Genomic DNA, 20,690 nt, shown 5'->3' with positions numbered 1-20,690 from the left:
CTACTATTTGTCCATCTACTACAGATGATCCATTTATTGTTATTGTTTTTCCTGTCTTTAACATATTGTAATCTTCCTCTCTTTTATATATATCTTGGATTATATTTAATCGTTATATTGCAAGTGTCTTTACTTAGCAAAATATTATTTTTACCTGGAACTAAAAAAGGGAACTCCCACATGTCAGTATCATTAAATTTATTGATACCATCTTGAGTAACAGTTCCATTTATTCCATCTATTATTATTGTTTTAGTACCTTTTAAGTTCTTAACTATCAAGGGATCTTCGCTTAACCCATTTATTTTTAAATTAATCATATCTATTACAGGTGTAATTTCCATTATAATAGGAACTTTATAATTTCCAAATGCATCTACAGTTTTAGATGTAATTCTATTTATAGTTTCTATAACTTCATTTTCTAGGTTATATCCTATAAATGTTAATTGAAATCTACCTCTAATCTGTCTTAAACTTGGCTGGTCCGCTTGATTGACTAATACACATTTAAATTTTAAATTTCTGTCCTTAAAATAAATATCAAAGGATTCTAACATATTACTCAATAAATTACTTTTATCTAAGTAATATTGCCTTTTATCTAGAGAATTGATTAATAAAGTAACTGTAATATGGTTTAAAGCAACCTTAGACTTTAAGAATAAAGGTAGTAACTTATTTTTTATATCCAAGTCACTTAAATTAGAAATGCTAGAGTTTTGTATATTTACATCTAAAACTCTAGCATTATATTTACTAATATCTATATTATTAATAAGCATTGTTTACCCCCTTCTTCTCATTGTGTTTAAAGCTAATTTATTAGAAACTCTAGGAACTACTACTCTATCAATTTCTTCTCCTGCAATTGAAATAGGAATTATAATATCTCCATTAGAATTCCCACTATCTGACATCATAGATTCTATAACTCCTCTAGCTGTTTGTTTTGCAGTCTCTAGTACCATTTGTTCACTAGATTCATGGTTATATATTTTAGTTCCTGTAGGAAGGTCATATAACTCATATCCTCTTTCATGTAGGGTTGTATATCCTCCTTTAAAGTGGGAGTTACCAGTCCAGTTACCTTCACGTTTACTTTTACTTGGCTCTCTAGTAATAACACTAAATATTTTTTCTACTGGATGCCAATTATTCCACCAATCAGCTAGTTTTTGCCAATTACTTTTTACATTACCAGTAGTTGTATCTACATCTTTTTTTATTGTTGAATTCATACTAGTTATTTTATCAACCGCTTTATCTCTAGTTTCTCCAGCTGCTTTAACAGTTTCATCTCTTTGTTTTTTTGCATCTGAAATAAGCTTCTCAGCCTGCTCGCTACTTATTACACCTGTTTCATCTCTCATTCTGATTATCTCAGCTATTCTTTTGTCACATTCGTCATTAGCAGCCTTAACTGATTCATCTCTGGATTTATTTAATTCTTTTATATGTTTAGATGCCATTTCAGCAGTTATATTTCCATCATGATCCTTCATTCTTTCAAGAATTACATTAGCTTGGACTTCATTATCTGATAAGATTTTTACTGCATTAGTTTTCATTTCTTCTTGAAGTTGATTAATATCTTTAGCTTCCTTATCAGTAATATTCCTATGTTCTTCAGCTGCTTTAGCATATATAGCATTAATTTTATTTTGAGCTTCATCTATCTTTAGCTTTTTTTGAGTCCAATGACTTTCAGTTTTCTGAAGAATATCAGTTTCTTCTTTAGCTGTAAGAGCATTTGATTTAGCAAAAAAATCTTTTTGACTTTTTAATTCAGCATCTCTTTTTTTATCTAAACCCGTTTTTATTTTTGTACCCATATCTGTATATATTTTTTGTAGTTGTTCTGATTGATTTTTTGTAATTCCTGTACTTTGATTTAAGGTATCTTTAAAATCTTTTATAGTTTGGTCTTTTTGTTTTTTAGTAAGACCTTTTGTACCATTAACCATTGCTGTATATTGCTTTACAATTTCATCTTTATTTTTCTTTGTTAGAACTCCAGTGTCAGTTACAAGCTTTGTAAAATCTACCGTCATTTTTTCTCTTTGATCTTTAGATAAATTACTAGATTGCTTGCTCATTTCAGTAAAGTTTTTTATAACACTATCTTTAGTTTGTTTAGTGAATTTATCAGAATTCATTTTTAAGTTCATCATAGATTCACTAGCTTTTTTGTCTAAATCTAAATAAGCTTGAACATTGTCTTTTGTTGCTTTGGATATTTTAATTACATTTTTTTCAGTTGATTCTGCATAGTTGCCAAACTTATCTCTTGAAACTTCAACTTTATCTGCAAATAAATCTACTGCAGGTGTTGCACTTGAATTTAAATGTTCAGCAACTTTATATCCTGCATACCCAACTCCAGCTACTGCGGCTGCTCCTAATGCAATTGGACCCAATGCACCTATGACAGTAGCACCAAATCCTCCTGCGGCTACTTCAGCTCCAACCAATCCAGCTCCTGCGGTTTCAGCTGCAGGAGCAAGTCCTAGTAATACCCTTGAAAAATCTCCAAATGTAGACGCAGCTTTTAATGCTTTAAACTTACCTACTGTTCCGATAAGTCCACCTATACCACTTGTAACTTTGCCTACACCACTGGTTATAGGGCCAATAGCTATTGCAGCCATACCCATTTTAACTATAAATTCTTGTGTTTGAGGACTAAGTTCACTAAAGCTATTAGCTAAATTACTTATATTATTGGCAACACTTGTTATAGTTGGAGCTAAGGCTTGAAATATATTTACGGCTGCTCCCTCTAAAGCACTATTCATTTCAGCTAAACTACCTTTTGCATTTTCACTCATAGTTTTAGCCATTTTAGCAGTTGCACCTTCACTATTGTCTATAGCACTTGATAGTTTATTAAAATCGCCTTCACTAGCATTTATAATTGAAAGCCACCCAGACATTGCTTCTTTACCAAAGATAGTTGCAACAGCACTAGCTTGTGTAGCTTCATCTACTCCTCCTAGTTTATCTCTAAGCTCTCCCATAACATCTCTAAAGCTTTTCATTTTACCATCACTATCTTTTATAGATATACCATACTTTTCCATAGTAGCAGCCATATCATCTGTAGGTTTTACTAAATTAGTTAAACCAGCTCTTAGTGCTGTACCAGCTTGACTTGCTTTAATTCCACTATTAGCCATTAATCCTATTGCTAAAGATGTATCTTGAACACTATATCCTAATGCACCTGCTACAGGAGCCGCATACTTAAAAGTCTCACCCATCATACTAACGTTAGTATTGGCACTACTACTTGCAGCCGCTAAAACATCACTAAACATTCCAGCATCTTTAGCTGAAAGAGAAAATGCGGTTAATGCATCAGTAACTATGTCAGAAGTTTCTCCAAGTTCGCCATTAGAAGCAATTGCTAAATTTAATATAGGTTCTATACCCTCTAGCATATCCCCTGTTTTCCATCCAGCCATTGCCATATATTCCATACCTTGTCCAGCTTCTGAAGCACTAAACTTAGTTTTAGCACCCATTTCTTCAGCTTTAGATTGGAGCTTTTTAAAATCACTTCCAGTTGCACCACTTATAGCAGCAACTTTATCCATTTCCTCTTCAAATTCCATGCCTACATGAGCTGCAGCTATACCTATTCCAGCTAAAGGTAAACTAACATGAGTAGTTAAATGACTTCCTACTTCTTGAGCTTTACTTCCAACTTTTTTAAAGTTATTACTTATATCTTCAAGTTGTTTTGAAGAGCTTTTAAATCCATCTGTATTTGATAGTTCTCTGTTAAATTTATTTACAGCAGTTTGAGCTTTATTTACTTCATCTTCTGCTTTATTCATTTGAGTTTCATAGTTTTGGATACTCTTTGCATTATTCTCTATAGTTTTATCTAACTTATCATGTTCTTTTTGTAATTTTTCTAAAGATTCTCCTGTTTCTTTAGCTTCCTTACTTTCTTTACCATAGTTTTTAATTGCTTGCTCATGAGCTTTCTCAGCCTTTGAAAGAGATTTAGATAACTCTTCTCTTTTACTAATATTTTTTTCAAGTGTATCTGTAGCATCTTTAATACTTTTTTTATAAGTTTCTAACTTTTTATTTTGAAGATCTAGCTGCTTTTGTAGTGAACTTTGAACCTTATTTACGTTGTCACTTGTTTTTCCAAAAGCTTCAAGTCCAGAGGTAGCTGCTTTTAACTCACTTTTATTATTTTTTAATTCTGAATTTATTCCTTTTAATGTACTTGAATACCCAGAATCATCTAAAATCATTTTGGCTGTTATTCGTTTTTCTGTATCACCCATTTATTCTCCTTTCTCTTTCTATAAGAAAGGTACTTCATCAATGTTTACAACTTTTTCAATATATTCATTATCTGAACTAGTTGAAATATTTTGTTCTTCATAAACTTTATTGAGTTCTTCGATTAGCATTACAATTTCCTTGAAAGTGCTATCAAAGAACTCTTGTCTAGTAAAGTTCAATTGTGTTTTTGCAATAAAAAAAAGCCTATTTATATCAAATGGCTTTTCACTAAGGTCTATTTTTTTTTATCTTCTTTTTCATCTTCTTTATCGTCACTAGATTGTTTAATACCTCTATAATCTAAATATAAGTCAGTAGCAAATGGTACTATTTCACTTATAACTTGATCTGGCTCTAATTTGTCCATTAATTCATCTATAGTCAATGGAATTTCATTTTTATCATCATCTAGCCTTTTAGAAACACAGGCACATACCATCACCTTTAAAGCGTTATTGTATAAGTTTTTGCCATACATAACTCCATTTATAACATTCCCAAAATTATCAAATCTTTCATCTATATCAAAAATAGTTTTATTTGTAATTTCAAAACTTAAAACTTCTTTTCCTACTCTAAACCTCTTCTTCATCTAATACACCTCTTTATACGGATTTTGATACTTCTTCAGTTTTTTCTTCAGCTACAGTTACTTGTTTAAAGAAATTCTTTAAGAATTCAGTTGTTACATTAGCTGAGTCACTACAAACATTATATTGCCACTTACCATTTATTAAAGGTCTAAAACTTGCATCTATTTTCTTAGCTTGGAAGTTTGCTTTTCCTTCTTTAGCTTTTAAATCCTCATCTGATAACCCAAATGTACCTGCATATAATATGCCATACTTATCTATACCTTGTGATTTTTCAGATTTATATAAAATAGCAAGCGTTGGAGCTATGTCATTATCATTTTTTATTACTCCACCTGTTTTAGCTAACTTATGACCCATTACATAGCACTCATCTTCATCAGTTAAATCAGTTATATTTAAAGTTACATTTACATCTTGTAATGTTTGTTCTTCAAGAATTTTTCTTCCTTCATGGTAATAAGGATCACTATTTTGTTTAGGTTTTATACCAATTTGTTTAACCCCTTCAAGATATCTAGGAGTATCAAAAGTTATACCTTCTTCAGTTTCAGTTAATAATTGAGCTACATATAATTTACTTACGTTAACAACTGGTAATATTTTTTGCATATACTAATCATTCCTCTCTTTTATAAATAACAAAAGCCTAGTTATAAAATATTTAACTAGGCTTTAAATCAATATTAAACCTTAATGGTTTATGATATAATTTTGTGTTTTCTTCATATAAATCTGGACTTCCAGGATCATACTCAAATCCTGCATTTATCATTTCATTAATTATTATAGTTTCTATATCTGTGTAATCTCCATAACTAAATATATCTACTTGTACTTTATAATTTATTTCTTTAATAGTACCTTCTTCATAATATGAAGGAGTTGTTTTATAACTCTGATATTCAACGTAAGGGGCAGTAGGATTATTTGCATGGATAAAATATACCTTTTTATCTGGAAGGAAACTTAAAATCCTATCTACACTTAATGTATTTTTAACCTTTTTCTTAATAATAGAGGCATCTATTTTCATATTATCACCTCATTTTTTTAAATATAGTTTCTGCTACTTTTGAAATAGCTTCTTGAGTATTACCTTCAACACTTCTATCAAAGTATCCTACATGAGCCTTCTGCTCACTTGTACCAAAGTTTTGAAATATATCATAAAATGCTTTACTCTTAACTGTTCCTTCTGTTGCTAATGCATTTTCTTTAACGGATATTTTTATTTCAGCAAGTTCTCCAGTTGGTCCAGCAGGAGTATCATTTTCAAGCCCACTTCCGATTACTTGTATTCCAGATCTCACAGCTTGTCTTTTTATAGTAATATCTAAAGCCATACTTTTTACAAACTCCTCATATTCTTCAAATCCCTCAAGTTCTATGGTACTTGACATATTAAAATCCTTTCTAAAATAAAAATAGAGAGTATAAATACTCTCTATTTTATAGTTGATTCAAATTCTAGTTTTTGACTATATTCTCCGCTTTCAAACACAATTTTAACTTTATCACTTTCGTTCTCTAATCCATAATAAGCATTAACAGTACAATTTGCACCTTTAGGTAATGCTGTAGGCTTTCCTTTAGGGAACATTGAACTAGCTTGAGCAACAGTATTATCGCTATCTAATACTGTTAAATCTGCTCCATGTATTTTAATATTCATATCATCTGAATTTAAATTTTCATAAGAATAAGTAACCTCAATAACTTCTTTTGGATTGTTAAAACCATCTTTGTACTCAAAATCATCAGCCTTTTTAACTGAATCTATAGTTAATGAATACATTTCTTTTCCTTTTTCATTTTTAATTATTGCTTTTTCTCCAGGTTTATATATTTTAGCATCTTCACTGTTTTTACTAGAACAACCTGATAATGCTAAAATTGATATAACTGTTAAAACTAAAATAAATATTTTTTTCATTAACCCACCTCCAAGCTACATTATAACTTAAAAGGTAAGTTTTGGAAATCTAGCAATTTATTTGAGCTTTTATATCTACAAATGTATGTCTATTTTCAAAGTCAACAGGATCACCTACTATGTCATAATGATAACCCTTATATTGTACTCTAAATAACTTGCTTGAACCTGGTTTTAAAAGTTCTTTTACTTTATTACAGTATCTAACTGTAAAAGTAACTATTTGTTCACTATTATTTGCTTTAGCTGCTATATATTCTTTACTTGATACTCTTCTATATCCACTCCAACATGGATGATATTCTGTCCAAGTAACCTCATCAAATCCATTTTCATTTTGAGTTTCTGAAAATTTTTCTATTACTATTCTTTCGGTTAATCTACATTGAGCCATCTAATCACCATACTTTAATTGAGTCATAATAGATTGTAATGTGAATTTAACTTTTTCACTTACTTTTTTATCCTCCATTAATCCTCTATCTTTATACCATTCATTTGCTAAAACTTTACAATACCTTTTTGCTCTTTTATTGGAGCTATCAAATTCTTTACCTGTAGCCGATTCTAAATATTCTTCCGCAGCGGCTATACAGTCTTTAATTTCTTCATCTTCATCTTCAAAATCTACTTTCATAAAGCTTTTTGCTTCTTCTAAACTTATTATCATTTAATCCCTCATTTCTAAAAAATAAGCTAAAAAAACGACCTATTTAAATCAATTTTAAGGTAGTTATATAATCTTAATAGGGTTATTATACCTTTCATTTTAGCACTTAAAAAAGCATAGAAAAAAATATTCTATGCTTTAGCTTCACTTGCAGTAGGTATAGTTATAAGCCCTTTCACTACAGCATCTATATCAACATCTTTTATATCTAATCTTTCTCTTACTTTTATTCCAGCTAAATCTTTATTCCAATAACTATCACCTTGAGTATTCATTTCTATTGAAAGAGTCTCTCTATCAAATATAGTTATAGCTTCTTTTAAATCGCCACAATATATAGGAGCTTTTCCTCCAACTGTTTTTAATGTTTTATTTGAAAGTTTAACTATAGGGTATATTCCAAATAATAATTTTACTGTTGATTGTGAAGGATCTGGTTGAAGTATATATTTTCCATCAGAATCTTTTAACTTATCTAGATAATTATACCCATCTTGATTAGTTATAACTTTAGATGTTAAAGCTATAGCTGGGTCTAATTGAACATTAAATATATCTTTTAAATCATCTAATGTTTTTACTTCCTTTTCCTTTCCACTAGTTATTTCATCTGCTTTTTTTATAATTAAGAAGTTTCTAGTTACTTTAGATTTTTTTGAAATCCATTTTTTTAAGTATGCTTGTATATTTTCAGATGAGTCTTGAATTAACTCTCTAGTTACTTTTAATGTTCCACCCTTTTTCTTAACTTTATAATCTATATTTCTAAATTTCGGAGTTTCTACCTCTGGAAAATCTGCTGCTTCCTCTATATTATCAAAAGGAGTATCTTCAGCATTTTCTTCTATAACTCTAGATCCGCTTAAAGTTGTTACCGTCTCTACATTTACTAGAGATTCTAAAGAATCTGCACCTCTTCTTAGCTCTTTTATTTCTGTTTTCATATCTTTAGGAACAGTTAATCCTCCATCTGCTGGACTTCCTTCACTCATTTGATTTAATATAGTTTTATCTTCATCACTTATAGGAGAATCCATTAATCTAGACTTTATAGCATTTACAAAAGCATTAGATTCTTTTTTAGAATCTGATGTATCTAATTTTTTAGCTTTATTTTTTACATTTTCTTTAGCTTCTTCATTTTCTTCATTATAAAGATCATAAACTAAATCAAATCTTTCGCTTAAATTTTTTAATTCTTGCTTAGCGGCTTTTGCTTCATCTATTTTATTTTCATTAGCTAAATTTTTTATTAATTCTTTTTTTTCTTTTATTTTATTCATTAATTCTAATAGTTCTTTTGGCATTGTAATTCCTCACTTTATCTATATATTTTTTATTTTAGACATAAAAAAAGATTTAGTATAAATCTAAATCATTTAATATATCTTCCTTTTCTTTTTTAATTGTATCTACTTTTGTATCATCTTCTTTTTGATTTTGAAGGATTGAAATTACTTTATTTGCAATCTCTTCTATATCTACTTTTTGATTTTCTTTACTTTTATCATAGTTTACAAATAAATTTTCAGGAGTATTTTTATACTTATCTAAAAACTCTGATGAACAAGCTACTAGTTCAAATTCATCTTCTATTTTTACATTAAATATTTCAGCTGCACTTTCTCCAGTAAACCACTTTTCTTCATCCATCAAAGCAGATAATTCTTCTTTAGTAACTCCTTCTTTTACATTTTCCATATAAATATTTAGAATACTCTCTTTGCAACTATCTAATGTACTAGCAATTTTTCTTAAATCAATTGCATTATAAGAGTTCCATAACATACATAAAGGATTGTGTATCATAAAATTGGCATACTTAGGAACTATTACTTCATCTCCTGCAAGTGCTATTACACTAGCTATGCTTGCTGCTAATCCATCTACATGGACTGTTTTTTTACCTTTATGCCTTTTTAACATACTATAAATTGCTATACCAGCAAACACAGATCCACCACCAGAGTTAATATATATCTCAATATCTTGCGAATTCTCTAATGACTTTAAAAAGTCACTTACATCTTGAGGACATTTATCTTCATCTGTCCACCAACTACTCCAACTATCTGAAACTATGTCCCCATAGAAATAAAGTTCTGCCTTTTCTTCAGTTTGATTTTTTATTTCTATCTTACCAACATTTTTTAATTCTCCAGTTTTGGAATCTTTATTTTTTAAATTTAATACTTTACTCAATCTTTTCGCCTCCTTTCTAATATTGCTTTCCTACATCTGTTATAGGGATGTAGTTACCATTACAAACTAAAATATCTCCACCTTCTTTTGCAGGCATATCTAAAATTGCTCTAGCATCATTTGGAGTATATATAGCATTATTTACAAAAGATGTTAAGCACTCTGCCTGTGTTTTTGCATCTGTTCGTAATATAGCTTTTTCATTAAATTTATAATACTTACTTTCTTTTTTCTCTTCATCACTTAATAATTTGTAACAGATTTCCTCTTCATATTGCTTTAGTATAAATTGCTCTGTATCTACATAAAAACTAAGTTGTTGCATTTCTCCACTTGAATAACTAGATTTTTCATAATTATTTATTTGATTTGGTTTTATTCCAAAAGCTCCAGCTATTTGAAGTGATGAAAATTTCTTTAATTCATAAAATTGGCTATCAGTTAACTTTATATTTAAAGGTGTTATTTTCATACCTAATGGAATTGGAATTATTTTTCCTGCATTGTCTGAACCATTAGCAAACCTTGAAATCCCCTCTATTAACTTATCTTCTTTTGACTTATCTAAATCACCTGTGTATTCCAGTGTAGCCTTTGCAGTAAGTCCTGTTTTATAAAGGTTATTAATGAAATTTTGACTTTCAACTCCACCCTCGAGTGTATATTTTAAAATCTTGCTAACTGGCTCTCCTAATATTCCATCAAAAGTAAATGAGGTTTTAAAGTGTAAAACTTCTTCATTTTTAAATACAAACTGCTCTCCAGTATATCTATCTCTATATACATACCAAATTGAATCTTTATTACCTAATATGCCTTTATCATCTATAATAACTTGAACATCATTACTTGGCATAATCCATAAATCTTTTATTTCATATGTAGCTCCATATTTCAAACGTTTAAATTCTCTTCTTATATAAACATAGGCATTCCCAAAGTGATTTCTATTATTTTCTACAGTTGCCCAAAATATAGAAGGGGTCATATAAGGATTAGGTCTAACTTTTAATAAGTTATATGCTTCATTTGGTTCTGCTCTTATTACACCTTTTTCAGTTTCTTGATACATTTTAATAGGCATTTTACCTAATGTCTCAGATAGCATTTTTAAGCAAGTAAAATAAGTAACTTCACTTAAAATACTTTTATTTCTAGTTGTTATTCCTAACCATTCTAATAATTTTTCACTTTGCATATTAACAGTTTCAGTTTGTGGTGTTATAAAGTTTTTAATTTTTTTTATTATATTCATAATCGCACCCCCTTTCTAATTCCAACCCATCATATCTAAATACTTATCAACTGTTTCATTAATGTCGGTTAATCTTTCTTCCTTAAATGCAAGTTTATAAGCATCTATAACAGCATCAACTGGGTCAATTCTTTTTTGTCTTCTATCTTTATCTATCTTTATCTCACCATTAGAATTTGAAACTGTTTTAGCATTAACTACAGACCATGCTAAAAGCTCATTTTCCTCATTGTATTCAACATTTCCAGCTTCTACCTCCAGTCTAAAATCCTCAGTAGCATCATTAAGCCATTTTGGAGATTGATATATTTCAATACAATCACATCCTAATTCTTCTAAATCAGATAAAAATGCATCTGCATTGTGTGGATCGTAGCCTAGCTGTTCAATTTTTAAGTCATATTCTTCTATTAATTTTTTTAAATATGAAATTATATATTTATAATCTGTTTTTATTCCTCCTAGAGTTTCTGTAACTGTCAAAAGCTTAGATTTTATCCAAACATCGTATGGAACATTATCACTTTTTATATGCTCCTCAACTCTGTTTTTAGGAATAAATGAATGTGAATGTATAAAATACTTTTTAACTCCTTCAACGTAATATACAAATATTAAAGCTAATGAAGTTAAATCTCCTCCAGAACTTAAGTCTAAACCTACATAACATCTTTCTCCTCTGAAATCTTCTAGTGTCTTCTTAGTTTTACACTTGGCCCATTTTTCTGGACCTATATATTGGTCATCTGAAAACTCATACCAAATGTTTAAAGATTTAGTTAAAAAGTTTCTTAGATCTTCTCCACCTTTTTGCATTGCTTCTTTTGCAAATCTCTTTAAATTTTCTAGTCCTTTTGGTAGTTTTGCAACTAATGGATTAGCCTTACACCAGTTTTCTGGATTCCAAATATCATCATCTTCATCCATTTGTGCAATATATATAAAGTATTCATCATTACTTACAATTCCTTCTAAAACACTTTTGCAGTATTCCCACTCTCTATAACATGGTCCATTTAAATTAAACCCTGCTGTAGTTATAATACTAATTAAAGATTCTGCTTGGTTTACAGAACCATCTTCAAGTAATTTAACCATTTGGTTGGTTTTATGACTATGATACTCATCTATAATACCTCCATGAGGATCAAACCCATCTATAGTTCCAGTATCTCTTCCTAGTGCCATTATTTTCCCGCCACTATATAAAGATTCTATAATTGCATCATGGTCCTTTATCTTAAATAATTCTTTTAAATCTGATTCTGCATTTATAAATTTACTAGCTTGCTCCCAAACTATCCTAGCTTGTTTCATTTTTGTAGCAGTACAGTAAACTTGAGCATTTGGATAGTTATCAAAAGCTGCTAACTTAATAGATAACCCACTATTTAAAAGTGATTTTGCATTCTTTCTAGCAAGTTGTACATAACTTTTCCTAAATCTTCTATAACCAGTTTCTTTTGAAACCCAACCAAATAATGATCCTACTATAAAATCTTGAAATCCAAATAATTCAACTTCTTGTCCTGCTATTTCTCCATCTGTAAACCTAAGACTTTCAAAGAATTCAATAGATTCTAATGCTAATTCTTCATCAAATTCATAAACATACGGTGCTAATTTTGATTTTTCTAAATCCTCTAGATGCCTTTTACATGCCAAAATAACATTTTTACCAGCTATTTCTCTTCCTTCAACTACATCTAAAGCATATTTAGTAACCCTGTCTATATTCACATACAACCACCCCCTTATTTCATAAATTTAGAAAATTTATTTGGAGGTTTATCATCTTGTTTAGTAGGAATCACTAACTTACATCTACTTGATATAGTTAATCCTAAATCACTAGCTGCTTGCCTACTTTGTTTAAAAAGCTTATCTTGCATTAATAGATAATTAAAATATTTATCGTTATCTACACCTGTTTTTAATAGCTTTTTAGTTACTTTCTGATAGTTATATTCAGAAACAACAAATCTTGCTAGTGCTTCACAATCTAAATTAGTCATGATCTCTACTCTTATTAGCTCACTAGCTATTCTTTCAAACTCTTTTTTTAAAACATTTGGCAAATACGAAGGTGGCTTAACATTATCGCTATTAGCCTTAACTTCTGTAGATTTTCTTTCTTCTATCTCAGATTTAGTTAAATGTTTTTTCCCTTTAGCTTGAATCAAAGAGATAGGTTGTTTCGGTCTAGGCATCTCACCACCTCCTTATTTTTTTGTTCAATTTTTATACAACTGAAAATAGCTATAATTTAGATAAATTCTAAATCATAGCTATTTTATACCTGCTCTCGAAAATTTTATTTAGGGAGTTTCCGCGTAAAAAAACTGCAACCGTGGACTTCCGTCCATTGTCAAAAACTTTTTGACTACCCCCTACCCTTTTAATAATTTTGTTTAATTAATTGTTTAAGTTTATTTTGCATTTCTATTTTACTTTTATTATCTTTGTTATACTTCTTATGTGTATAGTAATGACACCTCTTGCATAAGCTTACTAGGTTAGTCATATCAAGTCGCCTTGACCAATCTTCTTTTAACTCTATAATGTGATGTACTTCTTCTGCATATCCTTCTTTATTATTAGAATCACAAAGAATACATAAACCTTCATCTCTATTTATAACTGCTGCTCTAGTTAAATTCCATTCATGATTACTCTTGTTATAAAACTTTTGTTCTTTAATATCTGTCCTTTTATTTTTATAGTCTTTGTATCCTTGTTTCTTCCTATTATTAAACTTAGCTTCACATTCAGAGCACATAGAAATATCTTGAGGAATTATCTTTCCACATCTACAAAATTTTTTTAACATTTTTTATCCTTTTTATAAATCTTATTTAATTAATATAGTAGTCATCATGTCTGTTAAAAAGACGCCAAAAAATTGATTTTTTATCAAAGTATTTTACCTTTTTCTTTATCTTTTTTTCTATTTGTTTAATTGTTAATGTGTAATCATCTTCAGTAAAATTATATGCATAGTATACATAAGCACCCGTTACAATTCCTATGAAGATACAATGACCCATTGCGGACATGAAATCTCTACTTGCATTTATGTCTTTTAAAAAAATAATATTAACAACTGATAAAAAACACATAAAAGCTGCACTAAAAGCTGATACTATTGCCAATGCAAGATATATATTTATAAATATCATAATAATTATTAAAAATATACTAATTATTCCATTAGCTATTAAATTTCTTTGACTTGGAAATTTAGATCTATAGTCATCCATTAATACCTTATGTAATCTTTCTTTATCAGATTTATCTACTAAATAAAATATATAACTTGGAATAAAATAATCTTTAATATCGAACCTTTCTTTTATAAAAACTACAGGATTTATCTTTTTATTTTTCTTACTTTCCTTAACATAAACGCTCAGTGCTTCATCGAAATAACGTTCTATCAGTTTATTATGTTTATCAACCTTCGAGATAGTATTAATAATTGTTGCTATAGATACAACAACACCTACTATTTTTGAAATATTATCTACATTCATATTTAAATCGCCTCCAAGTTAATAATACGGCAATTTAAATTATCTTTTGAATTTAACCTTATTTCGAATACCTATACTATGAAAATAACATATCTAATAGTGTGTTATATAATTTTACTTACTATATTTAGCTTCACAAGCTGTAGTGTTTTCAATATATTTAGCTTCTATATTTTTCTATTTAAATAAATTAATATAACATTATCTTTTTATGTTATGTTTTAGATAAAATAAAACTAAAAATATCTAAAACTTTTATAAGCTTTATTCATTCGATCTTGATCTATGCCTATATAATGTAGCGTTACAGCTGGCGATGAATGATTAAATAGTTTTTGAAGTAATGCTATATCTTTTGTTTGTTTATAGTAATGATATCCCCATGTCTTTCTCATACTATGAGTGCCTAAATAAGGAACATTAAACATATCCCCTAACTCTTTTAAGATTACATATGCTCTTTCCCTAGATATAGGTTTATTGTAGCTTTTGCGTGATTTAATTAAAAAGTCATCAAACTCTTTATCTTCTACATATTCTTTAATAGCTCTTTTAAGTATAGGATTAATCTCTATGAACTTTTGCTTTCCAGTTTTCTTTTCTCTTAATACTATTTGTCTTTTATCTTTTACATCATAAACTCTAAGCTTCAATATGTCTGATACTCTAAGGCCGGTATATATACCCATCATAAATAATATATAGTCTCTTTCATTTGTTTTTTTTAGGTATGAACACATATTTTCTAGAGTATCAAGGTCTCTAATTGGTTCTACAAAGTTCATCTATTACCACCTCATGTTACCTCCTTGTATTTTTGCTTCCTACCTCAGATTTACATAAAAATAAAAGAGCCTAGATTAGTCTAAGCTCTTTTAAATAAGTTGAGTGTAGTAACTTAAAGTTTTATAGTCATACTTACCCTTATGACCTTTTATTTAGTTTTATTTATTATTTTTCTATACTAATATATTAACATTTTATTAGTATCTTTTTAATATCAGTTTTGTATCAGTTTTAGTCCACTTTTAGTTCTACTAAAAGTACATTATCTAATTAAGAAACATTATGCATGTAGCAACTACACTAATAAAAACTGCACCTGTTGAAATTATCATAACTTCTTTTTGTTTTTCCTCTTTACGATGTTTCCATGCATTGATAAAGTTTATTCCAGCAAGCCCTGTAAACATAAAAGGAATTGCTGTATCTGTATATCCCATTAATTTTAATATAGGCACAACAATTATTATAATCGCTAATATTGATTTTATATATTTCAAATTAATTTCCTCCTTGATTTAAGCTATAGAAATATATTATTTTAAACGTTTACTTTAAAATAAGCTTCTTCAATTCTATTTGTAGCTATTCTAAAATAATCTTCATTAAGCTCTATGCCTATAAATCGTCTATTAGTATTCGCTGTTGCAACTCCAGTAGATCCTGAACCCATACAATTATCTAATACAACTTCACCCTCTTTTGTATATGTCTTTATTAAATACTCTAGTAAATCAACTGGTTTCTGTGTTGGATGAAGATGTAGAGATTCCTTCTTAAAGTATAAGACATTTTTAGGATAATTGGTGTATTTTGCTACATGTTCTTTGTTCAGAGAATTAAATTTGTATATCCCCTCTTTACCTTCACCCTTTGCTTTTTTTGATTTAGCTTCACTTAACTCTTTAAGTCCTTGTGGTATATACAATGGTCTTTTTTTATAAAAGACATTAATATCTTCGACCTTTCTCATTGGTTGATACTTTGCAAATACAAATCCTGTACAAGTATTCTTTATCCAATACCAACTATATCTGTAATTTTTAATATTTGAATATATTAACTTAGTTGTAAATGGTTGAGCTGAGAATAACACAATTGCTCCATTCTCCTTTATAATTCTATTATACGACTCCCATAACTTATCAAAATCTATTATGTTGTCCCACTTACAGTCTGTAGTTCCATATGGCAAATCACATAAAATTAAGTCAATGCTATTATCTTCTATGTAATCCATACACTTTAAGCAATCACCTTGATATAACTCATATTTTTTTAATTTATTCATGCTCCCTCCCAAATTTAAAATACTAACCACAGAACAAACGTTCTGTAGTTAGTATTTATACTATCATATTTATTTAAATTTTTTAGTCTTATTTTATATCTATTTTAGTATCACTCTGTATAGCTTTATCTCCATTTATAAGTCTAGTTAGCTGGCATATAGCTTTTCTATTGTATCTTTTTACTGTAGTTTCTGCTAAATTCATTTTATCTGATATTTTCTCAAATGTTGTAAGCTTTCCAAATCGTTTAACATTTATATATCTATCAATTAATACTTCTCTATAGTCATTATCCAATTTATCTATATAAATATATAATCTATTCATAAATTTTTCTAAATCCTTAATTTCTTCTTTTATCTTTTCAATTTTCTCTTCTCTCTTTATAAGCAGATCATCAATACCTCTTTTATTTCCATATCCTATTGACTCATTTGAGTAATCAATTCCTTTAAATTTTTCTAGGTCTTTTATAAGAGTTGGTAGCTCTTGTTTTAAAATTTCTAATCTTATATTTTTTTCGCCTGCTTCAATTAGCATATTTTTAGTATAGTCTATATAATTTTCTTTTAAATTCATTTACTCAACTCTCCCTTATACTTTAATCTTAATTCATTTCATATTGCTTTTTAAATTCTTCTAATGCTTTATCCCACGCTTGTTGTTCTGTTATACCATTTTTTATGGCTATATCTATAACTATTTCTCTTAGTATTCTAGCTGCTTCTATGATTCCCATAGTTGATTCATCTCCTTATTAATCTTTAGATTTCTATTTCAGTTAATTTTAATTTACAATTACAACACTCAACGTAATAACTATTACTAGGTACTATATATATAAATATTTGATGACATCTATCACATTCAAACTTTTTAATAGTAAACTTTGTTTTATTTTCTATATATTCAAATACATAATTTTTTCTATTTAAGTTCATTTTGTTTACCTCTATATTCACACATTTTATGTATATACTTCCAATACCCTTCACTTCCCTTTTTTGATTTTACTGTTCCATCTTCAACTGATAAGTCTACTGCTAAAATTATTTTTTTTAACGTCCTATCAGATAGATTGTATATCCTTCTTATTTCATCTAGATTTGTGGATAAGTTATCATAAGATACACAATCAAAAGATATGGTATTAGGGTATGGTAATAGGGTTTTTTGTTCGGGATATAAATCCGTACGGTTCGGACTTATATCCGTACCCTCCGTATTTATATCCGAAGGTGTCGGATTCATATCCGATACCCTATATGTAGTGTCTATTAAAGTCCTATATTTATCTCCTAATGTATAATAGGAGTATGTACCACCTTGTTTTACCGTCTTATGTTTTAAAACTCCTATTTTACACATCTTTTTCAATCTTCTATATATCGTGTCTTTTTTCATCTTTGAAATAGGTATATCATCTTTTACTCCGTCATATCTAATCCAATAATATTTATCATCTGAAATTATTTTAGAGACCATTTTATCGCTATCTTTAAATTTTACAAACCATTTTAATATTAAAAGATCTCTATCGTCTAATTCTAGTTCTATCGCCTTCTCTTGGCTAAATCCATGTATGCTATACTCCAAGAAACTCACCCCACTTAACTAATTCTTTATATATTTATAGTTTTTAACTTGTAGTTTTTATAAACTAAATTTATAATTAAATTATGTATAATTAAATTTTTATTTGGGTCCTTTTGGACTCTCTTTTTTTATAAATTTTAAATATTATGAACATTACTTGTCCTCTTTTTTTCTATTGTATTCCTTTAATTCATCAAACCTCTTATCTATTAAAACTCCTAGATGTTTATATTCCTCTATAAAACTTTGAAGTACTTTTATACTCAAAACCCTCACTCCTTGTCCATATTTTTTATACCAAAGAGCCTAAGCTCCTGGTTTATCAAAGTATTCTTTCTTAGCTATTTCCTTAGCTTCTTCATAACTTAATCCAGTTGCTTCTAATTCTTTTGTTCTAATCCATATTGGATATGCTATCCTTAAGTTCTCATCACCATATTTCTCTCGTTGTCTGTCAAATATCCATTTAGCTTTTCTTCTTTCAATTTCTTCAATCCAATACGGATCTTCCGGGTAAACTATTTCTACTTTTATTTCTCCTCTTTTCTTTGATGCCATTATAATCACCCCCAATAAATTTTATGTTTTTTCCAAATTGTCCTATGCCGTTTATATTAATTTACTAAATCCTAATCTAACTATAAGGTAATTTCTGATTTTTCTAGTTCTTCTCTTTGTTCAGCGATAACAATCGTTTTAATATAATTTCTCAATCTTAAAATTTCTAACTCTTCTTCTTTTTGTTTTAAAAGAACTTCTTTACTTTCTAAAGTTTTATTTAATATATTTATAGTTTTTTCTAACATAGTTTTTTCATCATCTTTATCTGATATTGGAATGTATCCACCTGTAAGCCTTATCTGTCTTAATATCTTTTTAATTTCCTTCTTTAACTTCTTAGCTATAGGTTTCCTACTTTGCATTAATACCTCATAAAGTCCATCTTCTGTTAAAAACCACATTTCTCTTGCTTGACCTGATGTGCTTATTAAGCATTTCAGTTTTTCTTCCTTATCAACCAATCCAATCATTCTTGAAACTTGGTTATGTTGTATCCAATTTGCTACATCCTTAGCTAGAAATAATGGACTTCCTAAACTTCCAAAGGTTGTTACTTCTTTACCTAATATTTCTCGTTTATCTAAAACCTTCATAAAGCCCTCCTTTGTGTTAATTATGGTTTACAGTAGTTTTAAAAAATATCTCTTCTATACTTTTATTTAAAACATTAGCTATTTTATATGTTATTTCTGTAGATGGGTTCGAATGTCCATTTTCTATTTTTGATAAGTAGGTCCTAGAAATACCTACTTTTTTAGCCAAAATTTGTTGTGACATCTTTAATTCTTTTCTGATATAGAATAAATTATTTTTAATAATAATCACCCTTTCTTTTCTTCTTGTTAATCATAGTTTACACTTTTATCCAAATTAAGTCAACTATGTTTTACATAAATATTAATTTTTGTAAACTATTGTTAACATTTTTTTGTTATAATTTATATTGAATATAAAAAAAGAGGTGAAATAATGAAAAACTTAGGAGATATAATAAAAGAGTATAGATTGGATCATGACTTATCACTTAGGGAATTCTCTAAGAAGTGTGGACTTAGTCATACTTATATAGATAAATTAGAAAAAGGTGTTGACCCTAGAAGCCAAAAGCCAGTCGAGCCAACTTTAGATGCATTAGAAAAAATTAGTGTAGCTATAGATTTGAGCTTAGATGAGCTATTAACTATGTTAGGTAAAATCAATTCTAAGCCTAAAGTCGATATAAATAAAAATGAAAAAAATGTAGAAGAGTTGTTAGAGGATACTATGGCACAAATTTTAGATCAAAAAGGATTAATGCTTAATGGTCAAATAGTTGATGATGATGATCTTGTTCTTTTAAGAAATGCCATTAAAAATGGAATTGAATTGGCTAAAACTATGCAAAAATCAAAGAAGTAGGGGGAATAAAATTGGATAGCATTAAAAATATAGTAAATGACCTAGTAACCGAATTCAAAACTAGAAATCCTTTTGAATTATGTGATTGTTTAAATATCCCTATACTTTATGAACCATTAGGTAATATTAAAGGATTTTTTCAAAATATACTTAATACACCTATAATTCATTTAAATTCTAATTTGAATGAACATGAAGTTAATTGTGTTCTTTCTCATGAACTTGGACATGCAGTATTACATAAAGATCTTAATGTTTGTTTCTTAAAACATTATACCTTTTCAGTTACAGATAAGTATGAAAATGAAGCAAATAAATTTACAACAGAATTGTTGATTGAGGATAGTTCTCTTATTGACATTTTAGAAATAAATAATTTAATAACTTGTGAAGATTTAAGTAAATATTTTTCTGTTCCAACAGAGTTTATTTCTTATAAATTCTCAAGTCTTAATTTTTAATTAGTGAAAATAATGAAAAATTTTACAAGTAAGTTTTCTCAAATTCTGATAAAAACTATGTGTTAAATAAAAAAGGTATTAAGATAGTCTCTATACACATCT

The 20,690-nt window shown here is 28.4% G+C and carries 28 protein-coding genes; 2 read left to right on the top strand and 26 right to left on the bottom strand.

The window, feature by feature from the left end; all coding sequences use genetic code 11:
• Positions 1–83: 83 nt before the first annotated feature.
• The 26 genes from RWY47_RS07330 to RWY47_RS07205 all read right to left on the bottom strand — a co-directional run bounded on the left by RWY47_RS07330 (position 84) and on the right by RWY47_RS07205 (position 19,554).
• Positions 84–785 (bottom strand): phage tail family protein, encoded by a 702-nt coding sequence (locus tag RWY47_RS07330; RefSeq protein WP_224171125.1) that lies wholly within the window; start codon positions 783–785, stop codon positions 84–86.
• A gap of 3 nt (positions 786–788) precedes the next feature.
• Complete coding sequence (locus RWY47_RS07325; protein ID WP_316030282.1) at positions 789–4,307, bottom strand: phage tail tape measure protein; 3,519 nt, start codon at positions 4,305–4,307, stop codon at positions 789–791.
• Positions 4,308–4,543: 236 nt separating this feature from the next.
• Entirely contained in the window at positions 4,544–4,900 is a 357-nt protein-coding gene (locus tag RWY47_RS07320; RefSeq protein WP_224171122.1) for an RNA polymerase subunit sigma, read from the bottom strand.
• A 13-nt stretch (positions 4,901–4,913) separates the two neighbouring features.
• The gene (locus RWY47_RS07315; RefSeq protein WP_224171121.1) at positions 4,914–5,513 is read right to left on the bottom strand and encodes a major tail protein; all 600 of its coding nucleotides are present in this window, start codon (positions 5,511–5,513) and stop codon (positions 4,914–4,916) included.
• Between the two features lie 52 nt (positions 5,514–5,565).
• Positions 5,566–5,937 carry a prohead protease gene (locus tag RWY47_RS07310; protein WP_224171120.1) on the bottom strand — a complete coding sequence of 124 codons (372 nt, stop codon included), beginning with the start codon at positions 5,935–5,937 and terminating at the stop codon, positions 5,566–5,568.
• A gap of 4 nt (positions 5,938–5,941) precedes the next feature.
• Complete coding sequence (locus RWY47_RS07305) at positions 5,942–6,304, bottom strand: HK97-gp10 family putative phage morphogenesis protein (RefSeq protein WP_224171119.1); 363 nt, start codon at positions 6,302–6,304, stop codon at positions 5,942–5,944.
• A 44-nt stretch (positions 6,305–6,348) separates the two neighbouring features.
• Positions 6,349–6,837 (bottom strand): hypothetical protein, encoded by a 489-nt coding sequence (locus RWY47_RS07300; protein ID WP_224171118.1) that lies wholly within the window; start codon positions 6,835–6,837, stop codon positions 6,349–6,351.
• Between the two features lie 49 nt (positions 6,838–6,886).
• Complete coding sequence (locus tag RWY47_RS07295) at positions 6,887–7,231, bottom strand: phage head closure protein (RefSeq protein ID WP_224171117.1); 345 nt, start codon at positions 7,229–7,231, stop codon at positions 6,887–6,889.
• Complete coding sequence (locus RWY47_RS07290) at positions 7,232–7,507, bottom strand: head-tail connector protein (RefSeq protein ID WP_224171116.1); 276 nt, start codon at positions 7,505–7,507, stop codon at positions 7,232–7,234. It lies immediately after the preceding gene.
• A 131-nt stretch (positions 7,508–7,638) separates the two neighbouring features.
• Positions 7,639–8,814 carry a phage major capsid protein gene (locus RWY47_RS07285; RefSeq protein WP_224171115.1) on the bottom strand — a complete coding sequence of 392 codons (1,176 nt, stop codon included), beginning with the start codon at positions 8,812–8,814 and terminating at the stop codon, positions 7,639–7,641.
• A 52-nt stretch (positions 8,815–8,866) separates the two neighbouring features.
• The gene (locus tag RWY47_RS07280) at positions 8,867–9,709 is read right to left on the bottom strand and encodes a head maturation protease, ClpP-related (protein ID WP_224171114.1); all 843 of its coding nucleotides are present in this window, start codon (positions 9,707–9,709) and stop codon (positions 8,867–8,869) included.
• Positions 9,710–9,725: 16 nt separating this feature from the next.
• Positions 9,726–10,964, bottom strand: a complete 1,239-nt coding sequence (locus RWY47_RS07275; protein ID WP_224171113.1) for a phage portal protein — start codon at positions 10,962–10,964, stop codon at positions 9,726–9,728.
• Between the two features lie 15 nt (positions 10,965–10,979).
• Entirely contained in the window at positions 10,980–12,704 is a 1,725-nt protein-coding gene (locus tag RWY47_RS07270) for a terminase large subunit (RefSeq protein WP_224171112.1), read from the bottom strand.
• Positions 12,705–12,718: 14 nt separating this feature from the next.
• A complete protein-coding gene (locus tag RWY47_RS07265; protein ID WP_224171111.1) occupies positions 12,719–13,174 on the bottom strand; it encodes a phage terminase small subunit P27 family in 456 nt (151 codons plus the stop codon).
• 188 nt (positions 13,175–13,362) lie between these two features.
• On the bottom strand, positions 13,363–13,794 hold the full coding sequence (locus RWY47_RS07260; protein WP_224171110.1) for an HNH endonuclease: 432 nt from the start codon (positions 13,792–13,794) through the stop codon (positions 13,363–13,365).
• Positions 13,795–13,819: 25 nt separating this feature from the next.
• On the bottom strand, positions 13,820–14,497 hold the full coding sequence (locus RWY47_RS07255; protein ID WP_224171109.1) for a hypothetical protein: 678 nt from the start codon (positions 14,495–14,497) through the stop codon (positions 13,820–13,822).
• 236 nt (positions 14,498–14,733) lie between these two features.
• A complete protein-coding gene (locus RWY47_RS07250; protein WP_224171108.1) occupies positions 14,734–15,282 on the bottom strand; it encodes a site-specific integrase in 549 nt (182 codons plus the stop codon).
• Between the two features lie 267 nt (positions 15,283–15,549).
• Positions 15,550–15,780, bottom strand: coding sequence for a hypothetical protein (locus RWY47_RS07245; RefSeq protein ID WP_224171107.1), 231 nt, complete (start codon positions 15,778–15,780; stop codon positions 15,550–15,552).
• Positions 15,781–15,821: 41 nt separating this feature from the next.
• The gene (locus tag RWY47_RS07240) at positions 15,822–16,571 is read right to left on the bottom strand and encodes a DNA-methyltransferase (RefSeq protein ID WP_224171106.1); all 750 of its coding nucleotides are present in this window, start codon (positions 16,569–16,571) and stop codon (positions 15,822–15,824) included.
• 88 nt (positions 16,572–16,659) lie between these two features.
• Entirely contained in the window at positions 16,660–17,151 is a 492-nt protein-coding gene (locus RWY47_RS07235; RefSeq protein WP_224171105.1) for a hypothetical protein, read from the bottom strand.
• Between the two features lie 28 nt (positions 17,152–17,179).
• On the bottom strand, positions 17,180–17,311 hold the full coding sequence (locus RWY47_RS07230) for a hypothetical protein (protein WP_264319143.1): 132 nt from the start codon (positions 17,309–17,311) through the stop codon (positions 17,180–17,182).
• Between the two features lie 25 nt (positions 17,312–17,336).
• Positions 17,337–17,513, bottom strand: a complete 177-nt coding sequence (locus RWY47_RS07225; protein WP_224171104.1) for a hypothetical protein — start codon at positions 17,511–17,513, stop codon at positions 17,337–17,339.
• Positions 17,500–18,168: a hypothetical protein gene (locus RWY47_RS07220; protein WP_224171103.1), complete on the bottom strand. Its 669-nt coding sequence runs from the start codon at positions 18,166–18,168 to the stop codon at positions 17,500–17,502. Before RWY47_RS07220 ends, RWY47_RS07225 begins: the two co-directional genes overlap by 14 nt.
• 306 nt (positions 18,169–18,474) lie before the next feature.
• Positions 18,475–18,726 (bottom strand): hypothetical protein, encoded by a 252-nt coding sequence (locus tag RWY47_RS07215; protein WP_224171102.1) that lies wholly within the window; start codon positions 18,724–18,726, stop codon positions 18,475–18,477.
• A gap of 80 nt (positions 18,727–18,806) precedes the next feature.
• Positions 18,807–19,322 (bottom strand): BRO-N domain-containing protein, encoded by a 516-nt coding sequence (locus RWY47_RS07210; RefSeq protein WP_224171101.1) that lies wholly within the window; start codon positions 19,320–19,322, stop codon positions 18,807–18,809.
• Positions 19,323–19,338: 16 nt separating this feature from the next.
• Positions 19,339–19,554, bottom strand: a complete 216-nt coding sequence (locus RWY47_RS07205; RefSeq protein ID WP_224171100.1) for a helix-turn-helix transcriptional regulator — start codon at positions 19,552–19,554, stop codon at positions 19,339–19,341.
• A gap of 144 nt (positions 19,555–19,698) precedes the next feature.
• Here RWY47_RS07205 and RWY47_RS07200 point away from each other — a divergent pair, with 144 nt between their 5' ends.
• Complete coding sequence (locus RWY47_RS07200) at positions 19,699–20,127, top strand: helix-turn-helix domain-containing protein (RefSeq protein ID WP_224171099.1); 429 nt, start codon at positions 19,699–19,701, stop codon at positions 20,125–20,127.
• An 11-nt stretch (positions 20,128–20,138) separates the two neighbouring features.
• On the top strand, positions 20,139–20,588 hold the full coding sequence (locus RWY47_RS07195; protein WP_224171098.1) for an ImmA/IrrE family metallo-endopeptidase: 450 nt from the start codon (positions 20,139–20,141) through the stop codon (positions 20,586–20,588).
• The last annotated feature ends 102 nt before the right edge of the window (positions 20,589–20,690 follow it).

The sequence above is a fragment of the Paraclostridium sp. MRS3W1 genome, from assembly GCF_032465715.1.
Lineage (GTDB): Bacteria > Bacillota > Clostridia > Peptostreptococcales > Peptostreptococcaceae > Paraclostridium > Paraclostridium dentum.
The sequence above is the reverse complement of the archived record's forward strand: the minus strand, read 5'-3'. Positions and strand labels throughout refer to the sequence as shown.

Coding starts and splice junctions, on each gene's coding strand:
- RWY47_RS07330 (WP_224171125.1), bottom strand. CDS start 785: ATGCTTATTAATAATATAGATATTAGTAAATATAATGCTAGAGTTTTA.
- RWY47_RS07325 (WP_316030282.1), bottom strand. CDS start 4,307: ATGGGTGATACAGAAAAACGAATAACAGCCAAAATGATTTTAGATGAT.
- RWY47_RS07320 (WP_224171122.1), bottom strand. CDS start 4,900: ATGAAGAAGAGGTTTAGAGTAGGAAAAGAAGTTTTAAGTTTTGAAATT.
- RWY47_RS07315 (WP_224171121.1), bottom strand. CDS start 5,513: ATGCAAAAAATATTACCAGTTGTTAACGTAAGTAAATTATATGTAGCT.
- RWY47_RS07310 (WP_224171120.1), bottom strand. CDS start 5,937: ATGAAAATAGATGCCTCTATTATTAAGAAAAAGGTTAAAAATACATTA.
- RWY47_RS07305 (WP_224171119.1), bottom strand. CDS start 6,304: ATGTCAAGTACCATAGAACTTGAGGGATTTGAAGAATATGAGGAGTTT.
- RWY47_RS07300 (WP_224171118.1), bottom strand. CDS start 6,837: ATGAAAAAAATATTTATTTTAGTTTTAACAGTTATATCAATTTTAGCA.
- RWY47_RS07295 (WP_224171117.1), bottom strand. CDS start 7,231: ATGGCTCAATGTAGATTAACCGAAAGAATAGTAATAGAAAAATTTTCA.
- RWY47_RS07290 (WP_224171116.1), bottom strand. CDS start 7,507: ATGATAATAAGTTTAGAAGAAGCAAAAAGCTTTATGAAAGTAGATTTT.
- RWY47_RS07285 (WP_224171115.1), bottom strand. CDS start 8,814: ATGCCAAAAGAACTATTAGAATTAATGAATAAAATAAAAGAAAAAAAA.
- RWY47_RS07275 (WP_224171113.1), bottom strand. CDS start 10,964: ATGAATATAATAAAAAAAATTAAAAACTTTATAACACCACAAACTGAA.
- RWY47_RS07265 (WP_224171111.1), bottom strand. CDS start 13,174: ATGCCTAGACCGAAACAACCTATCTCTTTGATTCAAGCTAAAGGGAAA.
- RWY47_RS07260 (WP_224171110.1), bottom strand. CDS start 13,794: ATGTTAAAAAAATTTTGTAGATGTGGAAAGATAATTCCTCAAGATATT.
- RWY47_RS07255 (WP_224171109.1), bottom strand. CDS start 14,497: ATGAATGTAGATAATATTTCAAAAATAGTAGGTGTTGTTGTATCTATA.
- RWY47_RS07250 (WP_224171108.1), bottom strand. CDS start 15,282: ATGAACTTTGTAGAACCAATTAGAGACCTTGATACTCTAGAAAATATG.
- RWY47_RS07240 (WP_224171106.1), bottom strand. CDS start 16,571: ATGAATAAATTAAAAAAATATGAGTTATATCAAGGTGATTGCTTAAAG.
- RWY47_RS07235 (WP_224171105.1), bottom strand. CDS start 17,151: ATGAATTTAAAAGAAAATTATATAGACTATACTAAAAATATGCTAATT.
- RWY47_RS07230 (WP_264319143.1), bottom strand. CDS start 17,311: ATGGGAATCATAGAAGCAGCTAGAATACTAAGAGAAATAGTTATAGAT.
- RWY47_RS07225 (WP_224171104.1), bottom strand. CDS start 17,513: ATGAACTTAAATAGAAAAAATTATGTATTTGAATATATAGAAAATAAA.
- RWY47_RS07215 (WP_224171102.1), bottom strand. CDS start 18,726: ATGGCATCAAAGAAAAGAGGAGAAATAAAAGTAGAAATAGTTTACCCG.
- RWY47_RS07210 (WP_224171101.1), bottom strand. CDS start 19,322: ATGAAGGTTTTAGATAAACGAGAAATATTAGGTAAAGAAGTAACAACC.
- RWY47_RS07200 (WP_224171099.1), top strand. CDS start 19,699: ATGAAAAACTTAGGAGATATAATAAAAGAGTATAGATTGGATCATGAC.